Below are 19,110 nucleotides of genomic sequence, written 5' to 3' on the forward strand. Positions count from 1 at the left end.
CCGCCATGATAACCAGTCGTGGGCCGCTTGTCCGGCCCGGTCGGTATTCGGCCTGTGCTGAAAGAAGAATTTGATGGAGAAAGTCATGAGTGCAACCCAAAGCGTCGGCCCACAAGCCTTGCCCGAACTGCAGGAACAGGTCGAGCAGATCATCGCCGAAGCCCGGCGTCAGGGTGCCAGCGCCTGCGAAGTCGCGGTGTCGGTGGACCAGGGGCTGTCGACATCGGTCCGTCAGCGTGAAGTCGAAACCGTCGAGTTCAACCGCGATCAGGGCTTTGGTATCACCCTGTATGTCGGGCAGCGCAAGGGCTCGGCCAGCACGTCGGCAACCGGCGCCGATGCGATTCGTGAAACGGTCGCCGCTGCACTGGCGATTGCCGAACACACCTCCGAGGATGAAAGCTCCGGGCTGGCCGACGCTGCGCTGATGGCCAAAGAGGTCATGGATTTTGACCTTTATCACACCTGGGACATCACGCCCGAGCAGGCCATCGAGAAAGCGCTGATCTGCGAAGCGGCGGCCTTCGATGCCGACAGCCGCATCAAGAACGCCGATGGCACTACGCTCAATACCCATCAGGGCTGCCGCGTGTATGGCAACAGCAATGGCTTCATCGGTGGCTATGCCTCAACGCGTCACAGCCTCAGCTGTGTGATGATTGCCGAGGGTGAAGGCCAGATGCAGCGCGATTACTGGTATGACGTCAACCGCCAGGGCGAGCTGCTGGCCGATGCGCAGAGCATTGGCCGCAAGGCCGCGTTGCGTGCGGCAAGCCGTCTGGGTGCGCGTCCGGTGCCGACCTGTGAAGTGCCAGTGCTGTTTGCTGCGGAACTGGCGGGCGGCCTGTTCGGCAGCTTTCTCGGCGCCATTTCCGGTGGCACGCTGTACCGCAAATCGTCGTTCCTCGAAGGCGCGCTGGGTCAGCGCCTGTTCCCTGAGTGGATGACCATCGATGAGCGCCCGCACCTGAAGCATGCGATGGGCAGTTCGGCGTTCGACAGCGACGGTCTGGCGACCTTCGCCAAGCCATTCGTGGCAGGTGGGGATCTGGTTTCCTATGTGCTGAGCACGTATTCCGGCCGCAAGCTGGGCATGCCGAGCACCGCCAACGCGGGCGGTGTACATAACCTGTTCGTCACCCATGGTTCGGACGACCAGGCTGCGCTGATTCGGCGCATGGGGCGCGCCTTGCTGGTCACCGAGCTGATGGGCAGCGGTTTGAACATGGTCACCGGCGACTATTCGCGTGGCGCGGCAGGCTTCTGGGTCGAGAATGGCGAGATTCAGTTCCCGGTTCAGGAAGTGACCATCGCCGGCAACATGCGCGACATGTTCAAGCAGATCGTCGCCGTTGGCAGCGATCTTGAGCTGCGCAGCAACATCCGCACCGGCTCGGTACTGATCGAGCGAATGACCGTAGCGGGTAGCTGACAGGCCCCCGATTTCGGCTATCGTGCCCATAAATGCAGAGCGTGGGCACGATAGTTGCGATCATCGTTCCCTACGCTCCAGCGTGGGAATGCAGTTCACGACGCTCTGCGTCGTCAAAAGGACGCAGAGCGTCCGGAACGGCATGCGACGCGGAGCGCCGCACGATAGTTGAGGTTATCTTTCCCTACGCTCCAGCGTGGGAATGCAGTTCACGACGCTCTGCGTCGTCAAGAGGACGCAGAGCGTCCGGAACGGCATGCGACGCGGAGCGCCGCACGATAGTTGAGGTTATCGTTCCCTACGCTCCAGCGTGGGAATGCAGTTCACGACGCTCTGCGTCGTCAAAAGGACGCAGAGCGTCCGGAACGGCATGCGACGCGGAGCGCCGCACGATAGTTGAGGTTATTGTTCCCTACGCTCCAGCGTGGGAATGCAGTTCACGACGCTCTGCGTCACCCATCCGCTTGCGGCTTTGACAGCCAATAACCTCCCTCCGAACCCGCGTTTTACGTTTCCCTCAAAGCATGTTCACGCTCACCGGCGCAAGGCGGTGAAGCGATTGGGCTTGTGTTGATTCTGTATCTCATTTAATAATGAATATCATTTATAAAATGAGCTGCGATCATGGGGTCTGCCCTGAACGAGTTGTCTTCGCTGGAAACCAGCGTGGCTTGAGTCTGCGGATTCGTTGTGCGCTTTAAACCGACGAGCCTCTGCTGATCGAGCATTACCTCGTCAAGAGGCGTTCCTGACGCGATTGACCGCCACGCCCTGGCCCATGATCGCTGCCTAGCCAACGTTCCTGGAGGTATGTCATGCAGCATTGGAAACGCACCATTGAGCAGGCCAATCGCTGTTTCAATCTCGGCGAGTGGGTCGAGGCCCGCGAGTTGTACCTTCAGGCGCTGGCGTTGGCGCAAGTCCTGTTCGAACGCTGGGCGGATGCCGACGAAGCGGTCGCGGCCTGTGTGATTTCTCACCATAACCTGGCGGATCTGCACCTGAGTCTGGGCCAGCCGGAGGAGAGCGCCGAGTACCTGTGTGCCATCCACCAGCACCTGTTGCGGACCCTACAGGATCAGCGCCTCCCGCCCGCCCTGCGCGAGGCGGCCTTGCGTCATAGCAGCAAAACCTACGCCGAGCTGCTGAGTTTCATCAGCGAACATGGCGAATACCCGCGCACCCATCGGTTGCTGAACAGCAGCGGTGAGCATACGCGCTCAGCGCTGCAACGCCATTCGGGAGCCCCTTCCGGACTTTTCTACGGAGCACACTGACATGCCATACACCTTGCCCGCACTGCCTTACGCATACGATGCCCTTGAACCGCATATCGATGCGCAAACCATGGAAATCCACTACACCAAGCATCACCAGACGTACATCAACAATCTCAATGCAGCGGTGGAAGGCACGGAGTTTGCGGACTGGTCTGTCGAGAAACTCGTCGCCAGTGTCCAGCAATTGCCTGAAAACCTGCGTCCAGCGGTGATCAATCAGGGTGGCGGCCATGCCAATCATTCGTTGTTCTGGGAAGTCATGGTGCCGGGCGGGGGAGGCTTGCCCACAGGCGCTGTCGCGTTGGCGATTGACGAACAACTGGGCGGCTACGAAAGCTTCAAGGAGGCGTTCACCAAGGCCGCGTTGACCCGATTCGGCAGTGGCTGGGCATGGCTGAGCGTCACGCCTGACAAGAAGCTGGTGGTGGAAAGCAGCGGTAATCAGGACAGCCCGCTGATGAACGGCAACACGCCGATTCTAGGGCTGGACGTGTGGGAGCACGCTTACTACCTGCGCTATCAGAACCGTCGTCCCGAATACATCAACGCGTTCTACAACGTGATCAACTGGGATGAGGTGTCCCGCCGTTATCAGGCCGCCCTGGCCTGAGCCTGGCAACCGGACCCAAGGCAGCCCATGCGCTTCGGATTCCTTACGCTCAGTACTGCGCGGTTATTTCGGCTGGTAGTGGGTAGCGTGCTGTTGTTGGCGGGTATGGCGCTACTGGTTGCCCATGGGCTGAGCTGGATGCACTTGCAAGGCTGGTGGTGACGTATACCGCGTTTGTCCGAGGGCTTATTCGCCCTCATCAAACCGGTTGTTGATCAGCTCGACCAGGCCATCGAGCGCTTCCTGTTCGAATTCGCCTTCAGTGTGCAGGTGGATCTCGGTGCCCTTGCCGGCAGCCAGCATCATCACGGCCATGATGCTTTTGCCGTCAACCATGCTCTCCGGAGTGCGGCCGACCCTGATCTTGCAGGGGAACTTGCCTGCGACGCCGACGAATTTGGCGGCAGCGCGGGCATGCAGGCCCAGTTTGTTGATGATGGTGATTTGACGAGCGGGCATCGCAGTGAAAATCCTTCAGCTGAGGTCGCGGTGGCGGACCTGAACGTTCTTGAGTGATTGTTGCAAAACCTGACCAAGCCGCTCGGTCAGGTAGACCGAACGGTGGTGTCCGCCGGTGCAGCCGATGGCAATGGTAACGTAGGAACGGTTACTGGCTGCAAACCGGGGTAGCCATTTGTTCAGGTAGGCAAAGATGTCCTGAAACATTTCTTCGACATCAGGCTGCACCGACAGGTAGTCGATAACAGGCTGTTCAAGCCCTGAATGGTCGCGCAGTTCTGGTTTCCAGTAGGGATTGGGCAGGCAGCGCACATCGAATACCAGGTCTGCATCGATGGGCATGCCACGCTTGAAACCAAATGACTCGATCAGAAACGCCGTGCCTGGCTCGGGCTTGTTCAGCAGGCGAAGCTTGAGCGCGTCGCGCAACTGATAGAGGTTCAGGTGGGTGGTGTTGATCTTCAGGTCGGCCAGATCGATGATCGGGCCAAGCAGTGCGGTCTCGTCGCGTATCGCTTCGGCCAGCGAACGATCGGCCGTGCTCAGGGGGTGGCGGCGCCGGGTTTCCGAGAAGCGCTTGAGCAGTGTGGTTTCGTCTGCATCCAAGTAGAGCACGTCGCACTGAATATTGCGCGCGCGGACTTCATTCAGCATCTGCGGAAAACGGGTCAGATGGCTGGGCAGGTTGCGCGCATCTATCGAAACCGCCAGCAGCGGTTCGGCGAGTTCGGTGTTGATCAGCGCGCGTTCCGCCAGCTCTGGCAACAGACCTGCCGGCAGGTTATCGACACAGTAAAAACCGTTGTCTTCCAGCACATCGAGCGCCGTACTCTTGCCTGAGCCGGAGCGACCGCTGACGATGATCATGCGCATGGTCAGTTTCCGTTCTGCACGTCCAGCACCACTTGATAAAGCGCCTGAGCGCTTTCGGCACTGCGCAGGCGCTTACGCACATCTTTGTCGTCGAGCATGCTGGCGATCTGGCGCAGCAGCTCCAGGTGCTCATCGGTAGCGGCTTGCGGGACCAGCAGGACGAACAGCAGGTCAACCGGCGCGCCATCGATGGCGTCGAAATCCACGGGTGTAGCGAGGTGAATGACTGCACTGACAGGCTCGCTGCAGTCAGCAAGGCGGCAGTGGGGAATGGCAATACCGTTGCCAAAACCGGTCGAGCCCAGTTTTTCCCGGGCAACGAGGCTTGCGAATACTGTATCCGAGACCATGCCCGGCACTTCACGGCCGATCAGGTTGGCAATTTCTTCGAGTACACGCTTTTTGCTGCCACCCGGCACGTTCACGAGGGAGCGGCCGGGGGTCAGGATATTTTCGATTCGGATCATTAAATGGGCGTTAGCGAGCGGCCGCACCTTTGAGGATGCTTTGCTGCTTTTCCTTATGCTTGAGCAATTGTCGGTCTAGCTTGTCAGTGAGCAGGTCGATGGCAGCGTACATGTCATCATGTTCAGCATTGGCAACGACCTCTCCACCATGGATGTGCAACGTGGCTTCGATCTTTTGCTTGAGCTTTTCGACCGTCATCGTGACCTGCACGTTGGTAATCTTGTCAAAATGCCCTTCGAGCTTCTTGAGCTTGAGCTCAACGTATTCACGAAGGGGTTTGGTCACTTCCAGTTGGTGTCCACTGATGTTGACTTGCATACAGCTTTCTCCTTTGCCAGTGCATAAAGAGGCAGGCATGGCGCCTGCCACTGGGACGCTGTGGCTCGGCCTGCATCACATCAGTCGCTTACGCTCACTGGAAGGGGCGATCCCGAGAGACTCACGGTACTTGGCGACTGTGCGACGGGCTACTTGAATGCCTTGTGCCTCCAGTAAACCAGCGATCTTACTATCACTCAACGGCTTTTTCTGATTTTCCGCCGCAACCAGTTTTTTGATGATTGCGCGAATTGCCGTGGACGAGCATTCTCCGCCCTCGGAGGTGCTCACATGGCTTGAGAAGAAGTATTTCAGCTCGTAAATGCCACGTGGGGTGTGCATGAATTTCTGCGTGGTCACCCGCGAGATAGTCGATTCGTGCATGCCAACTGCCTCGGCAATGTCGTGCAGGACGAGCGGCTTCATGGCCTCGTCGCCGTACTCGAGGAAACCGCGCTGGTGTTCGACGATCTGCGTGGCGACCTTCATCAGTGTTTCGTTGCGGCTTTGCAGGCTTTTGATGAACCAGCGCGCTTCCTGCAACTGATTGCGCATGAAGGTGTTGTCTGCGCTGGTGTCAGCGCGCCGCACGAAGCCCGCGTATTGCGGATTGACCCGCAGGCGTGGCACCGACTCCTGATTGAGTTCGACCAGCCAGCGTTCGTTGTCCTTGCGCACGATCACGTCCGGAATGACGTATTCGGCTTCGGTGGATTCGATCTGCGAGCCTGGACGCGGGTTGAGGCTTTGCACCAGCTCGATGACCTGGCGCAGCTCGTCTTCCTTGAGCTTCATGCGCCGCATCAGCTGGCCGTAGTCGCGGCTTCCGAGCAGATCGATGTAGTCGCTGACCAGGCGCTGTGCTTCTGTCAGCCACGGCGTTTTCGCTGGCAGCTGGCGCAGTTGCAGCAGCAGGCATTCGCTCAGATTGCGAGCACCGATGCCGGCAGGTTCGAACTGCTGGATGCGATGCAGTACGGCTTCGATCTCGTCGAGCTCGATGTCCAGCTCAGGGTCGAACGACTCGAGAATCTCATCGAGCGTCTCGTCGAGGTAGCCCTGATTGTTGATGCAGTCGATCAGCGTGACCGCTACCAAACGGTCCTTGTCGGACATCGGCGCAACATTCAGTTGCCACAGCAGGTGGCTTTGCAGGCTTTCACCGGCGGAGGTGCGTGTGGTGAAGTCCCACTCGTCGTCATCGTTGCTTGGCAGGCTGCTGGCGCTGGTCTGGTAGATGTCTTCCCATGCAGTATCCACGGGCAGCTCGTTGGGAATGCGCTCGTTCCATTCACCGTCTTCAAGATTGTCCACGGTAGGCGCGGATTCCTGATAGGTCGGTTCCTGAACGTCGGGGTTGGGCTTTTGTTCGATGTTGTCGGCAAGCGGGTCGGAGTTGTCGAAGTCGTCGCCTTCTTCCTGCCGCTCCAGCATAGGGTTTGACTCCAGCGCTTCCTGGATCTCCTGCTGAAGATCCAGAGTTGAAAGCTGAAGTAAGCGGATTGCCTGTTGCAGCTGCGGTGTCATCGTCAGCTGCTGGCCCATTCTCAAGACTAGCGATGGTTTCATGGCAGGGGCTAAACACCTTATTCGCCGGCGCGCATGCGCCATCTACTACAGGCGCCGTGGCGCCAACTTAAGCAAATTATATGCCTGAAACCTGTGCATTTGCCTAGAGTGATATGACAAATAAAATGTTGTCAATACACTGCGTAGGCATCAATCGGCTGCGAAGCGCAAAGGGGCAGTCGATTAAAGGCGGAACTCGTGGCCGAGGTAGACCTCTTTCACCAGCTGGTTCGCCAGAATGGTCTCGGAGTCGCCTTCCGCAATCAGCTGTCCATCGTTGACGATGTAGGCCGTTTCGCAGATATCCAGTGTTTCCCGGACGTTGTGGTCGGTGATCAGTACACCGATGCCCTTGGCCTTGAGATGGTGAATGATCTGCTTGATGTCGCCTACCGAAATAGGGTCGACACCTGCGAATGGTTCATCCAGCAGGATGAATTTCGGCGCGGTGGCCAGGGCTCGGGCGATTTCCACACGGCGACGTTCACCACCCGACAGGCTCATGCCCAGGTTGTCGCGGATATGGGTGATGTGGAACTCCTGCAGAAGGCTTTCCAGTTCCTTGCGGCGTGCACCGGCGTCGAGCTCCTTGCGGGTCTCGAGAATCGCCATGATGTTGTCGGACACCGAGAGCTTGCGGAAGATCGAGGCTTCCTGTGGCAGGTAGCCGATACCCGCGCGGGCGCGACCGTGCATGGGTTGATGGCTGACATCCAGATCGTCAATCAGCACACGACCCTGATCAGCCTGCACCAGACCCACGATCATGTAGAAGCAGGTGGTCTTGCCGGCGCCGTTCGGGCCCAGCAGGCCGACGATCTGGCCGCTGTCGATGGAGATGCTCACATCGCGCACGACCTGCCGGCTTTTGTAGCTTTTAGCCAGATGCTGGGCTTTGAGCGTCGCCATTTACTGGGCCTTCTGAGGTTGATCGGTTTTCTTTTTCGGCTGGATGACCATGTCGATACGCGGACGTGGTGTAGTCACCTTGGCACCGCCATTGGCCCGACCGGCACTGACGACCTGTCTGACCGTGTCATAGACGATTTTCTCGCCTTCCGAGGTGTTGCCATCATTGATGACCTTGGCCTTGTCGATCAGGACGATACGGTCCTGGCCGGCGTAATACTGAATGGTGACGGCATAGGCCTGCACGATCGGCTTGTCCACGGCAGGCTTCTGCTCGTAGTAGGCCAGATTGCCGACCGAGGTGAATACGTCGACTTCGCCCTGGGCATTACGCGTGATCGTCACGGTGTTGCCCGTGATTTTCATCGAGCCCTGAGTGATGATGACATTGCCCTTGTAAGTCGCCACGCCTTTCTTGTCATCGAGCTGAGCATCGTCAGACTGGATGTGGATAGGCTGATCTCGGTCGGTTGGCAGGGACCAGGCGCTCGCGCTTCCCAGTGCTGCGCCCAGGCCGAGCAATAAAGGAAGAGTTTTAACGAGCCTCATACTGTCCTCTTACGTTGGACAGCAGGTCCATCCTGCTGTCTTTCAAATACGCTTTCATTCCCTTGGCCGTGGTCACACCGCCTGCGCCGTCGATTCTAACGTCTTGGTCGGTCTGCGCATATTGCTTCTGAGGGAATACGGTCATGCGACTACTGGTGATGATAGTCGTACGTTGTTTTTCATCGGTGCGTTCAACGCGCACGGAATCGATCAGCTCGACCTGGTCGCCGCCGGACGAAACCTCGCCTTTCTTGCTCTGCACGTGCCAGGGAAACTCGCCGCCGCGGTACATGTGCAGGTCTGGCGTGGTCAGCAGGGTCACGTCAGTGGCTTTCACATGCTCCACCTTGTCGGAGGTCATGTCGTACTGAAGCGTGCCGTCGGGCAGGTACTGAACGCTGTGGGCGTTGATTGCATAGTAGTCGATGACAGTGTCGTCGACCGTCGAGACCGGTTGATCCATGAAGCTTTCCGGGCTGATGTTCCAGTAGCCGACCGCTGCCAGCAGCAGCGCCAGTACCCCGAGAAGCAGGAACTTGCGAATTTTTTTAGTGAACATAATGGCTTCTATAAATAGGCGGAGTGAGCCGCTTCAAGGTTGCCTTGCGCACTCAGAATCAGTTCGCAGAATTCGCGCGCTGCGCCTTCGCCGCCTCGCGCCCTGGTTATCCCGTGTGCATGCTCGCGTACAAAGCCGGCAGCATTGGCCACTGCCATGCCCAGACCTACGCGTCTGATGACGGGCAAGTCTGGCAGATCATCACCCAGATAGGCGACTTGTTCGTAACTCAGATTGAGTTCTGCCAGCAACTTGTCCAGCACTACCAGTTTGTCTTCACGCCCCTGGAACAGGTGTTCAATGCCCAGGCTCTTTGCCCGGCGCTCGACTATCGCGGTCTTGCGGCCACTGATGATCGCCGTGGTGACGCCCGAAGCTATCAGCATTTTAATGCCTTGGCCGTCGAGGGTATTGAATGTCTTGATCTCGCTGCCGTCTTCCATGAAGTAAAGGCGGCCATCGGTCAGCACGCCATCGACGTCGAAGACTGCCAGCTTGATGGCCTTGCCGCGTTGCATGAGATCCTGGGTCATTATTTCGGTTTCCATTACATGACGCCTGCGCGCAGGAGATCCTGCAGGTTGAATGCGCCAACCGGCCGGTCGTTCTGGTCTACGACAACAAGCGCACTGATTTTGTTGTCCTCCATGATTTTCAGCGCCTCGGCGGCGAGCATCTCGGCATGGGCGGTCTTGCCATGAAGCGTCATGACCTCATCGATGATGGTCTGGCGGATATCGACAGGGCGGTCCAGCGTCCGGCGCAAGTCACCGTCCGTGAAGATGCCGGCCAGGGTGCCATCGGCTTCGACGATGGCGGTCATGCCCAGACCTTTACGAGTCATTTCAAGCAGTGCGTCGCGCAGCAGGGTACCGCGTTGCACGCTGGGCAGTGATTCGCCGGAGTGCATCACATTCTCGACCTTGAGCAGCAGGCGACGACCCAATGCGCCGCCCGGATGTGAGAATGCGAAATCTTCGGCGGTGAAACCGCGGGCGTCGAGCAGCGCTACGGCGAGGGCGTCGCCCATGACCAGTGCGGCGGTTGTCGAGGACGTCGGTGCCAGGTTGAGCGGGCAGGCCTCATGCACGACATGCGCGTTGAGGTTGATGTCGGCAGCCTTGGCCAGAATGGACTCGGGGTCGCCGGTCAGGCTGATCATCTTTATGCCCAGGCGCTTGATCAGTGGCAGCAGGGTGACGATTTCGTTGGTGCTGCCAGAGTTCGACAAGGCCAGGATGATGTCGTCACGGGTGATCATGCCCATGTCGCCATGGCTGGCTTCGGCCGGATGCACGAAAAAAGAGGTGGTGCCCGTGCTCGCCAGCGTGGCAGCGATCTTGTTGCCGATATGTCCGGACTTGCCCATGCCGACCACGACCACGCGCCCTTTGCTGGCAAGGATCATTTCGCACGCGCGCACGAAATCGCCGTCAAGACGTTCAAGCAAGCCTTGCATGGCTTCTATCTCAAGGCGAATGGTGCGTTGCGCCGATTGGATCAGGTCACTGGATTGGTTCATGTCTGGAAAGGGTCAGCCTGCTGAAAGGCGGCGATTATAGCGGTAATGAACGATTCCCTCACGTCTGATCGTCGTTGTGTTGTTTTTAAACGAATTTTCTACGTACCTGCGGGTCTGTATTCAAGCCTGTGGCCATAACATTGTGGTACAGAATAATTCAGCGAATACCTGAACCGCTCGGTTCTCTTCTTGGGGGCGGGTGGCTGCGGTGATATAGTTCGCGGCCTGTTCGGCACGCCTGGACAGCCTGTCGGTGTTCAAAAACCGACGGCTCAAGGCGGAAGCTGTATCGCAAGGAGTTTAGATGAGTCCTGATGACGCCTATGCGGTCGAGTTGAAAGGTGTGTCTTTCAAACGCGGTGCGCGCAGCATTTTCAATAACGTTGATATTCGTATTCCGCGCGGCAAGGTTACCGGGATCATGGGGCCGTCAGGTTGCGGCAAGACCACCCTGTTGCGCCTGATGGGTGCCCAGTTGCGCCCGAGCGAGGGACAGGTGTGGGTCAATGGCCAGAATCTGCCGGAGCTGTCGCGCAGTGATCTGTTCGATGCCCGCAAGCAGATGGGCGTTTTGTTTCAGAGCGGTGCACTGTTTACCGATCTGGATGTTTTCGAAAACGTCGCCTTTCCCCTGCGCGTGCACACCGAGCTGCCGGAAGAAATGATCCGCGACATCGTTCTGCTCAAGCTTCAGGCCGTGGGCCTGCGCGGCGCGGTGGAACTGATGCCGGACGAATTATCGGGCGGCATGAAGCGTCGTGTCGCGCTGGCGCGCGCAATCGCTCTCGATCCGCAGATTCTCATGTATGACGAGCCCTTTGTCGGGCAGGACCCTATTGCGATGGGGGTGCTGGTGCGTCTGATCCGGCTGCTTAACGACGCACTGGGTATCACCAGCATCGTGGTGTCCCATGACCTCAGCGAGACTGCGAGCATTGCCGACTATCTATATGTCGTCGGCGACGGGCAGGTGCTGGGGCAGGGTACGCCGCAGGAACTGATGTCCTCGGACAATCCACGTATTCGTCAATTCATGACCGGCGAGCCGGACGGCCCTGTACCGTTCCACTATCCGGCGCCGGATTTTCGCGAAGATCTATTGGGGAAGCGCTGATGCGCAATAAGTCACTGATGGACCGGGTCAGCCTGCTGGGGCGTTCGGCCATTGATATTGTTACTGTTCTGGGGCGTTCCGGTCTGTTTTTGGTGCACGCCCTGCTCGGTCGCGGCGGTGCCGGCAGCAGTTTTCAATTGCTGGTCAGGCAGCTGTATTCGGTGGGGGTCATGTCGCTGGTCATCATTGTGGTGTCCGGCATGTTCATCGGCATGGTACTGGCGTTGCAGGGCTTCAGCATCCTGACCAAATACGGTTCGGAGCAGGCGGTCGGCCAGATGGTTGCCCTGACCCTGCTGCGTGAACTCGGTCCTGTGGTGACGGCCTTGCTGTTCGCCGGTCGTGCCGGGTCTGCATTGACCGCCGAGATCGGCAACATGAAATCCACCGAGCAGCTGTCGAGCCTTGAAATGATCGGTGTCGATCCACTCAAGTACATCGTTGCGCCGCGTCTGTGGGCCGGCTTCATCTCGTTGCCGATTCTGGCGATGATTTTCAGCGTGGTCGGTATCTGGGGGGCTTCCTGGGTGGCGATCGATTGGCTCGGAGTCTATGACGGTTCTTTTTGGTCGAACATGCAGAACAGCGTTTCTTTCACGAACGATGTGCTCAATGGGGTGATCAAAAGCGTCGTATTTGCCTTCGTGGTGACATGGATTGCCGTTTTCCAGGGTTACGATTGCGAGCCTACTTCCGAGGGGATCAGTCGCGCGACGACCAGAACCGTCGTATACGCCTCGTTGGCCGTGCTGGGACTGGACTTTATTTTGACCGCTTTGATGTTTGGAGATTTCTGATGCAAAACCGTGCCATCGAAACCGGAGTCGGTCTGTTCCTGCTGGCGGGGATACTGGCTCTGCTCCTGCTGGCCCTGCGAGTCAGTGGTCTGAGCACGAGCGCGAGCACCGACACTTATAAACTTTATGCCTACTTCGACAATATTGCCGGTTTGACTGTCAGAGCCAAGGTAAGCATGGCTGGCGTCACGATCGGCAAGGTGACGGCGATCGATCTGGATCGCGATACCTTTACCGGTCGCGTCACGCTGGAGATTCAGAAGAAGGTCGATAACCTGCCTTCGGACTCGACTGCGTCGATTCTGACTGCCGGTTTGCTGGGTGAAAAATACATCGGTCTGAGCGTCGGTGGCGATGACAAGCTGCTCAAGGATGGCGGGACTATCCATGACACGCAGTCGTCGCTGGTGCTGGAAGACCTGATCGGAAAATTCCTGCTCAATACTGTTAGTAAAGACGCCAAGTGAGGAGCTTCAAATGATCTCTATTCTGCGCCGTGGCCTGCTGGTATTGCTGGCCACTCTGCCAATGCTGGCGAATGCCGCGGCGACCCCGTCGGCTCATGACCTGGTGGAGCGCACCACCAAGGAACTGTTGAGTGACCTGGCGACCAATCGCGAGCAGTACAAAGCCAACCCAAGCGCGTTCTATGATGCACTGAACCGCATTGTCGGTCCTGTCGTGGATGCCGATGGCATTTCCAAAAGCATCATGACCGTGAAGTACTCCCGCAAGGCGAGCCCTGAACAGGTGAAGCGTTTCGAGGAAAACTTCAAGCGCAGCCTGATGCAGTTCTACGGCAATGCCTTGCTTGAATTCAACAACCAGGGCATCACCGTCGCACCTGCCAAGGACGAAGGCGATGACCGCACCAGCGTTGACATGCAGGTCAAGGGCAATAACGGCGCGATCTATCCGGTTTCCTACACGCTGGTCAAGCTGAACGGCGAGTGGAAAGTGCGTAACGTTGTCATCAACGGTATCAATATCGGCAAGCTGTTCCGTGATCAGTTCGCCGATGCCATGCAGCGCAACGGCAACAACCTGGATACCACCATCAACAACTGGGCTGGCGAAGTGGCCAAGACCAAATCTACCGTTGATGCCACGCAGAAGCCGGTGCAATGACCGAATCTGCCGTCCGCCTCGTCGGGCCGGGTGAGCTCAGGCTGATCGGTGTGCTGGATTACCGTACAGGGCCGCAACTGCGCAAGCAGGGTGCGGCGTTGATCAAGTCCGGTGATCTGGCAGACCTCACGCTTGACTGCTCGGGTGTCGAGAAGTCCAGCAGCGTCGGCCTGGCCTTGTTGCTGGCGTTCATGCGCGACGCCCGTGATGCGGGCAAGTCGATGACCATCCGTGCACTCCCCGAAGACATGCGCCAGATAGCTCGCGTATCAGGTTTGACCGAGCTGCTGGACGCCCACTGAAAGGCATCATCGAAAAAGCCCTTTATCCGGGACCTGCTTGTCGGGCTTCGCATAACATGGGCTTTTTTTGTATGATGCCAGACCCGCGCGCGTACAGCGCCGATCGAGGTTAAGCATGCAGGCCGTAGAAGTTAAAAGCTTCCTTGAAGGAAAGCTGCCGGAAATCAAAGTGGAAGTCGAAGGCGAAGGCTGCAACTTCCAGTTGAACATCATCAGCGACGAGTTGGCCGGCCTGAGCCCGGTCAAACGTCAGCAACAGATTTATACCCATCTGAACCCCTGGATTGCCGATGGCAGCATCCACGCGGTGACCATGAAATTTTTCAGCCGCGCTGCATGGGCCGAGCGTTCCTGAGCCAATTGGTGTCGAGACTCTAATGGATAAATTGATTATTACCGGCGGCGTTCGTCTTGATGGCGAAATTCGCATTTCCGGGGCAAAGAACTCTGCCCTGCCGATCCTTGCCGCCACGTTGCTGGCGGACGGACCCGTCACCGTTCAGAACCTGCCGCACCTGCACGACATCACGACCATGATCGAGCTGTTCGGTCGCATGGGCATCGAGCCTGTCATCGACGAAAAGCTCAGTGTCGAAATCGATCCGCGCACCATCAAGACCCTGGTCGCCCCGTACGAACTGGTGAAAACCATGCGTGCGTCGATTCTGGTGCTGGGCCCGATGGTCGCTCGATTCGGTGAGGCCGAAGTGGCTCTGCCAGGCGGCTGTGCCATCGGTTCGCGTCCGGTCGACCTGCACATCCGTGGTCTTGAAGCCATGGGCGCGATCATCGACGTCGAAGGTGGCTACATCAAGGCCAAGGCACCCGAGGGTGGCTTGCGCGGTGCCAACTTCTTCTTCGATACCGTGAGCGTGACCGGTACTGAGAACATCATGATGGCAGCCAGCCTCGCCAACGGTCGCAGCGTGCTGCAGAACGCCGCACGCGAGCCCGAGGTTGTCGATCTGGCCAACTTCCTGATCGCAATGGGCGCCAAGATTCACGGTGCAGGTACCGACACCATCACCATCGATGGCGTCAAGCGTCTGGGCCCGGCCACTTATAAGGTCATGCCTGACCGTATCGAGACCGGCACCTACCTGGTGGCCGCTGCTGTTACCGGCGGTCGCGTTAAGGTCAAGGACACCGATCCGACCATCCTCGAAGCTGTGCTGCTCAAGCTTCAGGAAGCAGGTGCTGAAGTCACGACCGGTGAAGACTGGATCGAGCTGAACATGCACGGCAAGCGTCCAAAGGCGGTCAATGTGCGTACCGCGCCTTACCCGGCGTTCCCGACCGACATGCAGGCGCAGTTCATTTCGCTCAACGCGATTGCCGAGGGCACGGGGGCGGTCATCGAGACCATCTTCGAAAACCGCTTCATGCACGTGTATGAAATGCACCGCATGGGTGCTCAGATTCAGGTTGAAGGCAACACCGCCATTGTCACCGGCACCGAAGTACTCAAGGGCGCGCCAGTCATGGCGACCGACCTGCGTGCATCGGCCAGTCTGGTGATCTCGGCGCTGGTCGCTCAGGGCGACACGCTGATCGACCGCATCTACCACATAGACCGTGGTTACGAGTGCATCGAAGAGAAGCTGCAAATGCTGGGTGCCAAGATCCGCCGCGTTCCGGGCTAGCAGCAGGCGGCCCTGATGCCGCTGGCATCGGGGCCGCCTGTTCTGTCGCGGGTGTGATTTCTGATTCGTTTCACTTCAGGTCAACAGGCCTGAGGGCTGTCATGCGCCGCTTGCGTCGTGACAAAAGTTTCCTGATAAGGACTTACGTTTCCCATGTTGACCATCGCACTGTCCAAGGGCCGCATTCTTGATGACACCCTGCCGCTTCTCGCTGAAGCGGGCATCGTGCCGACCGAGAATCCGGACAAGAGCCGCAAGCTCATCATCCCCACGACTCAGGCCGATGTGCGCCTGCTGATCGTGCGCGCCACCGACGTGCCGACCTATGTCGAGCATGGTGCCGCCGATCTGGGTGTCGCGGGCAAGGATGTGTTGATGGAATACACCGGTCAGGGCCTCTATGAGCCGCTGGACCTGCAGATTGCCAAGTGCAAGCTGATGACCGCTGGCGCCATCGGTGCGGTCGAGCCCAAGGGCCGTCTGCGCGTGGCTACCAAGTTCGTCAACGTTGCCAAGCGTTACTACGCCGAGCAGGGCCGTCAGGTCGATATCATCAAGTTGTACGGCTCCATGGAGCTGGCACCGCTGATTGGCCTGGCAGACAAGATCATCGATGTGGTCGACACCGGTAACACCTTGCGCGCCAACGGCCTCGAGCCTCAGGAACTGATCGCGACCATCAGTTCGCGTCTGGTGGTCAACAAGGCCTCCATGAAGATGCAGCACGCACGTATCCAGGCCCTCATCGACACCCTGCGCAAGGCAGTGGAGTCGCGACACCGTAGCTGATCCCTTCACGCAACGTTGAGTTGCGTCCAGCTATCCGTGTCATAGCCAAATTTCTCAGGTGCCTGCGCGGATAGCTTGGTAGCTTTAGGCTCCTGAGCATCCGCCAATTATTGAGGCCCCGCTATGACCACTCCCACTGCAATTCGCCGACTCGACGCTGCTGACCCGGATTTCGCACGACATCTGGATCATCTGCTGAGCTGGGAAAGTGTGTCTGACGATTCGGTCAACCAGCGCGTGCTCGACATCATCAAGGCGGTGCGTGAGCGGGGCGACGCGGCGCTGGTCGAGTTCACCCAGAAGTTCGACGGGCTACAGGTTGCGTCGATGGCCGACCTGATCCTGCCTCGCCAGCGCCTGGAGCTAGCGTTGACGCGCATTACCCCGGTTCAGCGCGAAGCCCTGGAAAAGGCCGCCGAGCGTGTACGCAGCTACCACGAAAAGCAGAAGCAGGATTCCTGGAGCTACACCGAGGCCGACGGCACGGTGCTGGGCCAGAAGGTCACGCCGCTGGACCGTGCAGGCCTGTACGTGCCGGGTGGCAAGGCTTCCTACCCGTCTTCGGTATTGATGAACGCCATACCGGCCAAGGTGGCAGGCGTGACCGAAGTGGTCATGGTCGTGCCGACGCCGCGTGGTGAAATCAACGAGCTGGTGCTGGCCGCTGCCTGTATTGCAGGGGTTGACCGGGTGTTCACCATTGGCGGGGCACAAGCTGTTGCCGCGCTGGCGTACGGCACTGAAAGCGTGCCGAAAGTCGACAAGGTGGTCGGTCCTGGCAACATTTACGTGGCGACCGCCAAGCGTCATGTGTTCGGCCAGGTGGGGATCGACATGATCGCCGGTCCTTCCGAAATTCTGGTGGTGTGTGACGGCCAGACCGATCCTGACTGGATTGCCATGGACCTGTTCTCCCAGGCCGAGCACGACGAAGATGCCCAGGCCATTCTGGTCAGTCCGGATGCCGAATTTCTCGACAAGGTCGCCGCCAGCATCACCCGTCTGCTACCGACCATGGAGCGGGCGGCCATCGTCGAAACGTCGATCAATGGCCGCGGTGCGCTGATAAAGGTGGCTGACATGGCCCAGGCTATCGAAGTCGCCAATCGCATTGCGCCCGAGCACCTTGAACTGTCGGTCGCCGATCCGGAAGCCTGGCTGCCGCAGATCCGCCATGCGGGTGCGATCTTCATGGGGCGCCACACCTCCGAAGCACTGGGCGACTACTGCGCAGGTCCCAACCATGTGTTGCCGACCTCTGGCACGGCGCGTTTCTCTTCGCCGCTGGGCGTCTACGATTTCCAGAAGCGCTCGTCGATCATCTATTGCTCGCCGCAAGGTGCGTCCGAGCTGGGCAAGACAGCGTCCGTGCTGGCTCGTGGCGAATCCCTGAGCGGCCACGCGCGCAGTGCCGAATATCGAATCACTGACCCTGACTGGAAAGCAGGCAACACAGAGGACGGCAAATAATGAGCAAATTCTGGAGCCCTTTTGTCAGCGATCTGGTGCCTTATGTGCCGGGCGAACAGCCGAAGCTGACCCGACTGGTCAAGCTTAATACCAATGAAAACCCGTATGGCCCTTCGCCAAAGGCCATCGACGCCATGCGCGCTGCGCTGACCGACGACTTGCGTCTGTACCCGGACCCCAACAGTGATCTGCTCAAGCACGCTGTCGCCGATTACTACAAGGTGCAGCCCAATCAGGTGTTCCTGGGCAATGGCTCGGATGAAGTGCTGGCGCACATTTTCCACGCTTTGTTTCAGCACGATGCTCCGCTGCTGTTCCCGGATATCAGCTACAGCTTCTATCCGGTGTATTGCGGCCTGTATGGCATCGACTATGAAACGGTCTCGCTGGACGCGCAGTTCCAGATCCGTGCTGTGGACTATGCCAAGCCGAATGCCGGGATCATCTTCCCCAACCCGAATGCGCCGACGGGTTGCCTGCTCGGTCTGGACAAGGTCGAGCAGATCATCAAGGCCAGCCCGGATTCGGTGGTGGTCGTCGATGAAGCATATATCGACTTTGGTGGCGAGACGGCCATTACGCTGATCGACCGTTACCCGAACCTGCTGGTCACTCAGACCCTGTCCAAGTCGCGCTCGCTGGCCGGTCTGCGCGTTGGCCTGGCGGTGGGGCATCCTGACCTGATCGAGGCGCTGGAGCGGGTCAAGAATAGCTTCAACTCCTACCCGCTGGACCGCATGGCCAACGTGGGAGGGGCAGCGGCTTTCGAGGATCGCGAGCACTTCGAGACGACCTGCAACAAGGTCATCGAAAGCCGCGAGGCGCTGGTCGAGCAGTTGCAGGGCAAGGGCTTTGAAGTGCTGCCATCGGCAGCCAACTTCATCTTCGCTCGCCACCCGCAACACGATGCCGCAGCACTGGCCGCCAAACTGCGCGAGCAGGGCGTTATCGTCCGCCACTTCAAACAGCAGCGAATCGCCCAGTTCCTGCGTATCAGCATCGGCACGCCAGAGCAGCATCAGGCGTTGCTGGAAGGTCTGGGCGACATCTGAGACGCGGATCGGTCAGCCCGAAAACGGGCTGACCTTGCGCTGCCACAGCATCATCGATGCCGCAGAGCATCCGCATGGCCTGGAAACACCGCCGACCTATGTGAGTAATCCAAACGGCTCGAAAACACCCCGGACCTGTGTGGGAGCGAGCTTGCTCGCGAAGAGGCCCGTTCAGCCTCTGAAACTCCATTGATCAGGTAATCCGCCTTCGCGAGCAAGCTCGCTCCCACAAGATCATCGCTGCCGCAGAGCATCTACATTGCTTGA

General features: G+C 58.7%; 24 protein-coding genes. 14 read left to right on the plus strand and 10 right to left on the minus strand.

Annotated features, from left to right (window positions below; genetic code table 11):
• Positions 1–85 precede the first annotated feature (85 nt).
• From pmbA to LCH65_RS26170, 4 genes are all read left to right on the plus strand, one after another.
• Positions 86–1,432: a metalloprotease PmbA gene (gene pmbA, locus LCH65_RS02165; RefSeq protein WP_226439100.1), complete on the plus strand. Its 1,347-nt coding sequence runs from the start codon at positions 86–88 to the stop codon at positions 1,430–1,432.
• 815 nt (positions 1,433–2,247) lie between these two features.
• Complete coding sequence (locus LCH65_RS02170) at positions 2,248–2,709, plus strand: tetratricopeptide repeat protein (protein WP_054082039.1); 462 nt, start codon at positions 2,248–2,250, stop codon at positions 2,707–2,709.
• A gap of 1 nt (position 2,710) precedes the next feature.
• Positions 2,711–3,322 (plus strand): superoxide dismutase, encoded by a 612-nt coding sequence (locus LCH65_RS02175; RefSeq protein ID WP_003364098.1) that lies wholly within the window; start codon positions 2,711–2,713, stop codon positions 3,320–3,322.
• Positions 3,323–3,349: 27 nt separating this feature from the next.
• A complete protein-coding gene (locus LCH65_RS26170) occupies positions 3,350–3,484 on the plus strand; it encodes a hypothetical protein (RefSeq protein ID WP_255301235.1) in 135 nt (44 codons plus the stop codon).
• Between the two features lie 24 nt (positions 3,485–3,508).
• Here LCH65_RS26170 and LCH65_RS02180 read toward each other — a convergent pair whose 3' ends face one another.
• The 10 genes from LCH65_RS02180 to LCH65_RS02225 all read right to left on the minus strand — a co-directional run bounded on the left by LCH65_RS02180 (position 3,509) and on the right by LCH65_RS02225 (position 10,548).
• Complete coding sequence (locus LCH65_RS02180) at positions 3,509–3,781, minus strand: HPr family phosphocarrier protein (RefSeq protein ID WP_003364097.1); 273 nt, start codon at positions 3,779–3,781, stop codon at positions 3,509–3,511.
• Between the two features lie 15 nt (positions 3,782–3,796).
• Positions 3,797–4,654 (minus strand): RNase adapter RapZ, encoded by an 858-nt coding sequence (gene rapZ / locus LCH65_RS02185; RefSeq protein ID WP_226439101.1) that lies wholly within the window; start codon positions 4,652–4,654, stop codon positions 3,797–3,799.
• 2 nt (positions 4,655–4,656) lie between these two features.
• Positions 4,657–5,121, minus strand: a complete 465-nt coding sequence (gene ptsN / locus LCH65_RS02190) for a PTS IIA-like nitrogen regulatory protein PtsN (RefSeq protein ID WP_003364094.1) — start codon at positions 5,119–5,121, stop codon at positions 4,657–4,659.
• A gap of 10 nt (positions 5,122–5,131) precedes the next feature.
• Complete coding sequence (raiA, locus tag LCH65_RS02195; protein ID WP_002555091.1) at positions 5,132–5,440, minus strand: ribosome-associated translation inhibitor RaiA; 309 nt, start codon at positions 5,438–5,440, stop codon at positions 5,132–5,134.
• A 75-nt stretch (positions 5,441–5,515) separates the two neighbouring features.
• Positions 5,516–7,009 carry an RNA polymerase factor sigma-54 gene (locus LCH65_RS02200; protein WP_003364093.1) on the minus strand — a complete coding sequence of 498 codons (1,494 nt, stop codon included), beginning with the start codon at positions 7,007–7,009 and terminating at the stop codon, positions 5,516–5,518.
• A 183-nt stretch (positions 7,010–7,192) separates the two neighbouring features.
• Positions 7,193–7,918, minus strand: a complete 726-nt coding sequence (gene lptB, locus LCH65_RS02205) for an LPS export ABC transporter ATP-binding protein (protein WP_002555089.1) — start codon at positions 7,916–7,918, stop codon at positions 7,193–7,195.
• Positions 7,919–8,467, minus strand: a complete 549-nt coding sequence (lptA, locus tag LCH65_RS02210; protein WP_002555088.1) for a lipopolysaccharide transport periplasmic protein LptA — start codon at positions 8,465–8,467, stop codon at positions 7,919–7,921.
• Complete coding sequence (gene lptC, locus LCH65_RS02215; protein ID WP_024661038.1) at positions 8,454–9,026, minus strand: LPS export ABC transporter periplasmic protein LptC; 573 nt, start codon at positions 9,024–9,026, stop codon at positions 8,454–8,456. The genes lptA and lptC overlap by 14 nt, the downstream gene beginning before the upstream one ends.
• An 8-nt stretch (positions 9,027–9,034) precedes the next feature.
• Positions 9,035–9,574, minus strand: a complete 540-nt coding sequence (locus LCH65_RS02220) for an HAD family hydrolase (RefSeq protein ID WP_003413390.1) — start codon at positions 9,572–9,574, stop codon at positions 9,035–9,037.
• Positions 9,574–10,548, minus strand: a complete 975-nt coding sequence (locus LCH65_RS02225; protein WP_003400250.1) for a KpsF/GutQ family sugar-phosphate isomerase — start codon at positions 10,546–10,548, stop codon at positions 9,574–9,576. The genes LCH65_RS02220 and LCH65_RS02225 overlap by 1 nt, the downstream gene beginning before the upstream one ends.
• A gap of 304 nt (positions 10,549–10,852) precedes the next feature.
• On the opposite strand from LCH65_RS02225, the gene LCH65_RS02230 reads away from it, so the two are divergent.
• The 10 genes from LCH65_RS02230 (at position 10,853) to hisC (ending at position 18,843) form a co-directional block, all read left to right on the plus strand.
• Positions 10,853–11,662 carry an ATP-binding cassette domain-containing protein gene (locus LCH65_RS02230; RefSeq protein WP_003313589.1) on the plus strand — a complete coding sequence of 270 codons (810 nt, stop codon included), beginning with the start codon at positions 10,853–10,855 and terminating at the stop codon, positions 11,660–11,662.
• Positions 11,662–12,459 (plus strand): lipid asymmetry maintenance ABC transporter permease subunit MlaE, encoded by a 798-nt coding sequence (mlaE, locus tag LCH65_RS02235; protein ID WP_003364085.1) that lies wholly within the window; start codon positions 11,662–11,664, stop codon positions 12,457–12,459. The genes LCH65_RS02230 and mlaE overlap by 1 nt, the downstream gene beginning before the upstream one ends.
• Entirely contained in the window at positions 12,459–12,926 is a 468-nt protein-coding gene (gene mlaD / locus LCH65_RS02240; protein WP_003313587.1) for an outer membrane lipid asymmetry maintenance protein MlaD, read from the plus strand. The genes mlaE and mlaD overlap by 1 nt, the downstream gene beginning before the upstream one ends.
• Before the next feature lie 10 nt (positions 12,927–12,936).
• Positions 12,937–13,587 carry an ABC transporter substrate-binding protein gene (locus LCH65_RS02245; RefSeq protein ID WP_003364082.1) on the plus strand — a complete coding sequence of 217 codons (651 nt, stop codon included), beginning with the start codon at positions 12,937–12,939 and terminating at the stop codon, positions 13,585–13,587.
• Complete coding sequence (locus tag LCH65_RS02250; RefSeq protein WP_003431491.1) at positions 13,584–13,889, plus strand: STAS domain-containing protein; 306 nt, start codon at positions 13,584–13,586, stop codon at positions 13,887–13,889. Before LCH65_RS02245 ends, LCH65_RS02250 begins: the two co-directional genes overlap by 4 nt.
• Positions 13,890–14,004: 115 nt before the next feature.
• Positions 14,005–14,244 carry a BolA family protein gene (locus tag LCH65_RS02255; protein ID WP_002555079.1) on the plus strand — a complete coding sequence of 80 codons (240 nt, stop codon included), beginning with the start codon at positions 14,005–14,007 and terminating at the stop codon, positions 14,242–14,244.
• A 22-nt stretch (positions 14,245–14,266) separates the two neighbouring features.
• Positions 14,267–15,532 (plus strand): UDP-N-acetylglucosamine 1-carboxyvinyltransferase, encoded by a 1,266-nt coding sequence (gene murA / locus LCH65_RS02260; protein WP_002555078.1) that lies wholly within the window; start codon positions 14,267–14,269, stop codon positions 15,530–15,532.
• A gap of 153 nt (positions 15,533–15,685) precedes the next feature.
• Positions 15,686–16,321, plus strand: a complete 636-nt coding sequence (gene hisG, locus LCH65_RS02265) for an ATP phosphoribosyltransferase (RefSeq protein ID WP_002555077.1) — start codon at positions 15,686–15,688, stop codon at positions 16,319–16,321.
• 123 nt (positions 16,322–16,444) lie between these two features.
• Positions 16,445–17,791 (plus strand): histidinol dehydrogenase, encoded by a 1,347-nt coding sequence (gene hisD, locus LCH65_RS02270; protein ID WP_058397322.1) that lies wholly within the window; start codon positions 16,445–16,447, stop codon positions 17,789–17,791.
• The gene (hisC, locus tag LCH65_RS02275; protein ID WP_058416190.1) at positions 17,791–18,843 is read left to right on the plus strand and encodes a histidinol-phosphate transaminase; all 1,053 of its coding nucleotides are present in this window, start codon (positions 17,791–17,793) and stop codon (positions 18,841–18,843) included. Before hisD ends, hisC begins: the two co-directional genes overlap by 1 nt.
• Positions 18,844–19,110: the final 267 nt, after the last annotated feature.

The organism is Pseudomonas sp. MWU16-30316 (assembly GCF_020515645.1).
GTDB lineage: Bacteria > Pseudomonadota > Gammaproteobacteria > Pseudomonadales > Pseudomonadaceae > Aquipseudomonas > Aquipseudomonas cerasi.

Excerpts from the sequence above, each read along its gene's own strand:
- hisC (WP_058416190.1), top strand. The coding sequence starts at position 17,791 with ATGAGCAAATTCTGGAGCCCTTTTGTCAGCGATCTGGTGCCTTATGTG.
- pmbA (WP_226439100.1), top strand. The coding sequence starts at position 86 with ATGAGTGCAACCCAAAGCGTCGGCCCACAAGCCTTGCCCGAACTGCAG.
- ptsN (WP_003364094.1), bottom strand. The coding sequence starts at position 5,121 with ATGATCCGAATCGAAAATATCCTGACCCCCGGCCGCTCCCTCGTGAAC.
- lptA (WP_002555088.1), bottom strand. The coding sequence starts at position 8,467 with ATGAGGCTCGTTAAAACTCTTCCTTTATTGCTCGGCCTGGGCGCAGCA.
- rapZ (WP_226439101.1), bottom strand. The coding sequence starts at position 4,654 with ATGCGCATGATCATCGTCAGCGGTCGCTCCGGCTCAGGCAAGAGTACG.
- lptB (WP_002555089.1), bottom strand. The coding sequence starts at position 7,918 with ATGGCGACGCTCAAAGCCCAGCATCTGGCTAAAAGCTACAAAAGCCGG.
- LCH65_RS02175 (WP_003364098.1), top strand. The coding sequence starts at position 2,711 with ATGCCATACACCTTGCCCGCACTGCCTTACGCATACGATGCCCTTGAA.
- LCH65_RS02245 (WP_003364082.1), top strand. The coding sequence starts at position 12,937 with ATGATCTCTATTCTGCGCCGTGGCCTGCTGGTATTGCTGGCCACTCTG.
- raiA (WP_002555091.1), bottom strand. The coding sequence starts at position 5,440 with ATGCAAGTCAACATCAGTGGACACCAACTGGAAGTGACCAAACCCCTT.
- LCH65_RS02225 (WP_003400250.1), bottom strand. The coding sequence starts at position 10,548 with ATGAACCAATCCAGTGACCTGATCCAATCGGCGCAACGCACCATTCGC.
- LCH65_RS02170 (WP_054082039.1), top strand. The coding sequence starts at position 2,248 with ATGCAGCATTGGAAACGCACCATTGAGCAGGCCAATCGCTGTTTCAAT.
- mlaD (WP_003313587.1), top strand. The coding sequence starts at position 12,459 with ATGCAAAACCGTGCCATCGAAACCGGAGTCGGTCTGTTCCTGCTGGCG.
- LCH65_RS02230 (WP_003313589.1), top strand. The coding sequence starts at position 10,853 with ATGAGTCCTGATGACGCCTATGCGGTCGAGTTGAAAGGTGTGTCTTTC.
- LCH65_RS26170 (WP_255301235.1), top strand. The coding sequence starts at position 3,350 with ATGCGCTTCGGATTCCTTACGCTCAGTACTGCGCGGTTATTTCGGCTG.
- LCH65_RS02220 (WP_003413390.1), bottom strand. The coding sequence starts at position 9,574 with ATGGAAACCGAAATAATGACCCAGGATCTCATGCAACGCGGCAAGGCC.
- hisD (WP_058397322.1), top strand. The coding sequence starts at position 16,445 with ATGACCACTCCCACTGCAATTCGCCGACTCGACGCTGCTGACCCGGAT.
- lptC (WP_024661038.1), bottom strand. The coding sequence starts at position 9,026 with ATGTTCACTAAAAAAATTCGCAAGTTCCTGCTTCTCGGGGTACTGGCG.
- LCH65_RS02180 (WP_003364097.1), bottom strand. The coding sequence starts at position 3,781 with ATGCCCGCTCGTCAAATCACCATCATCAACAAACTGGGCCTGCATGCC.
- murA (WP_002555078.1), top strand. The coding sequence starts at position 14,267 with ATGGATAAATTGATTATTACCGGCGGCGTTCGTCTTGATGGCGAAATT.
- LCH65_RS02255 (WP_002555079.1), top strand. The coding sequence starts at position 14,005 with ATGCAGGCCGTAGAAGTTAAAAGCTTCCTTGAAGGAAAGCTGCCGGAA.
- mlaE (WP_003364085.1), top strand. The coding sequence starts at position 11,662 with ATGCGCAATAAGTCACTGATGGACCGGGTCAGCCTGCTGGGGCGTTCG.
- LCH65_RS02200 (WP_003364093.1), bottom strand. The coding sequence starts at position 7,009 with ATGAAACCATCGCTAGTCTTGAGAATGGGCCAGCAGCTGACGATGACA.
- hisG (WP_002555077.1), top strand. The coding sequence starts at position 15,686 with ATGTTGACCATCGCACTGTCCAAGGGCCGCATTCTTGATGACACCCTG.
- LCH65_RS02250 (WP_003431491.1), top strand. The coding sequence starts at position 13,584 with ATGACCGAATCTGCCGTCCGCCTCGTCGGGCCGGGTGAGCTCAGGCTG.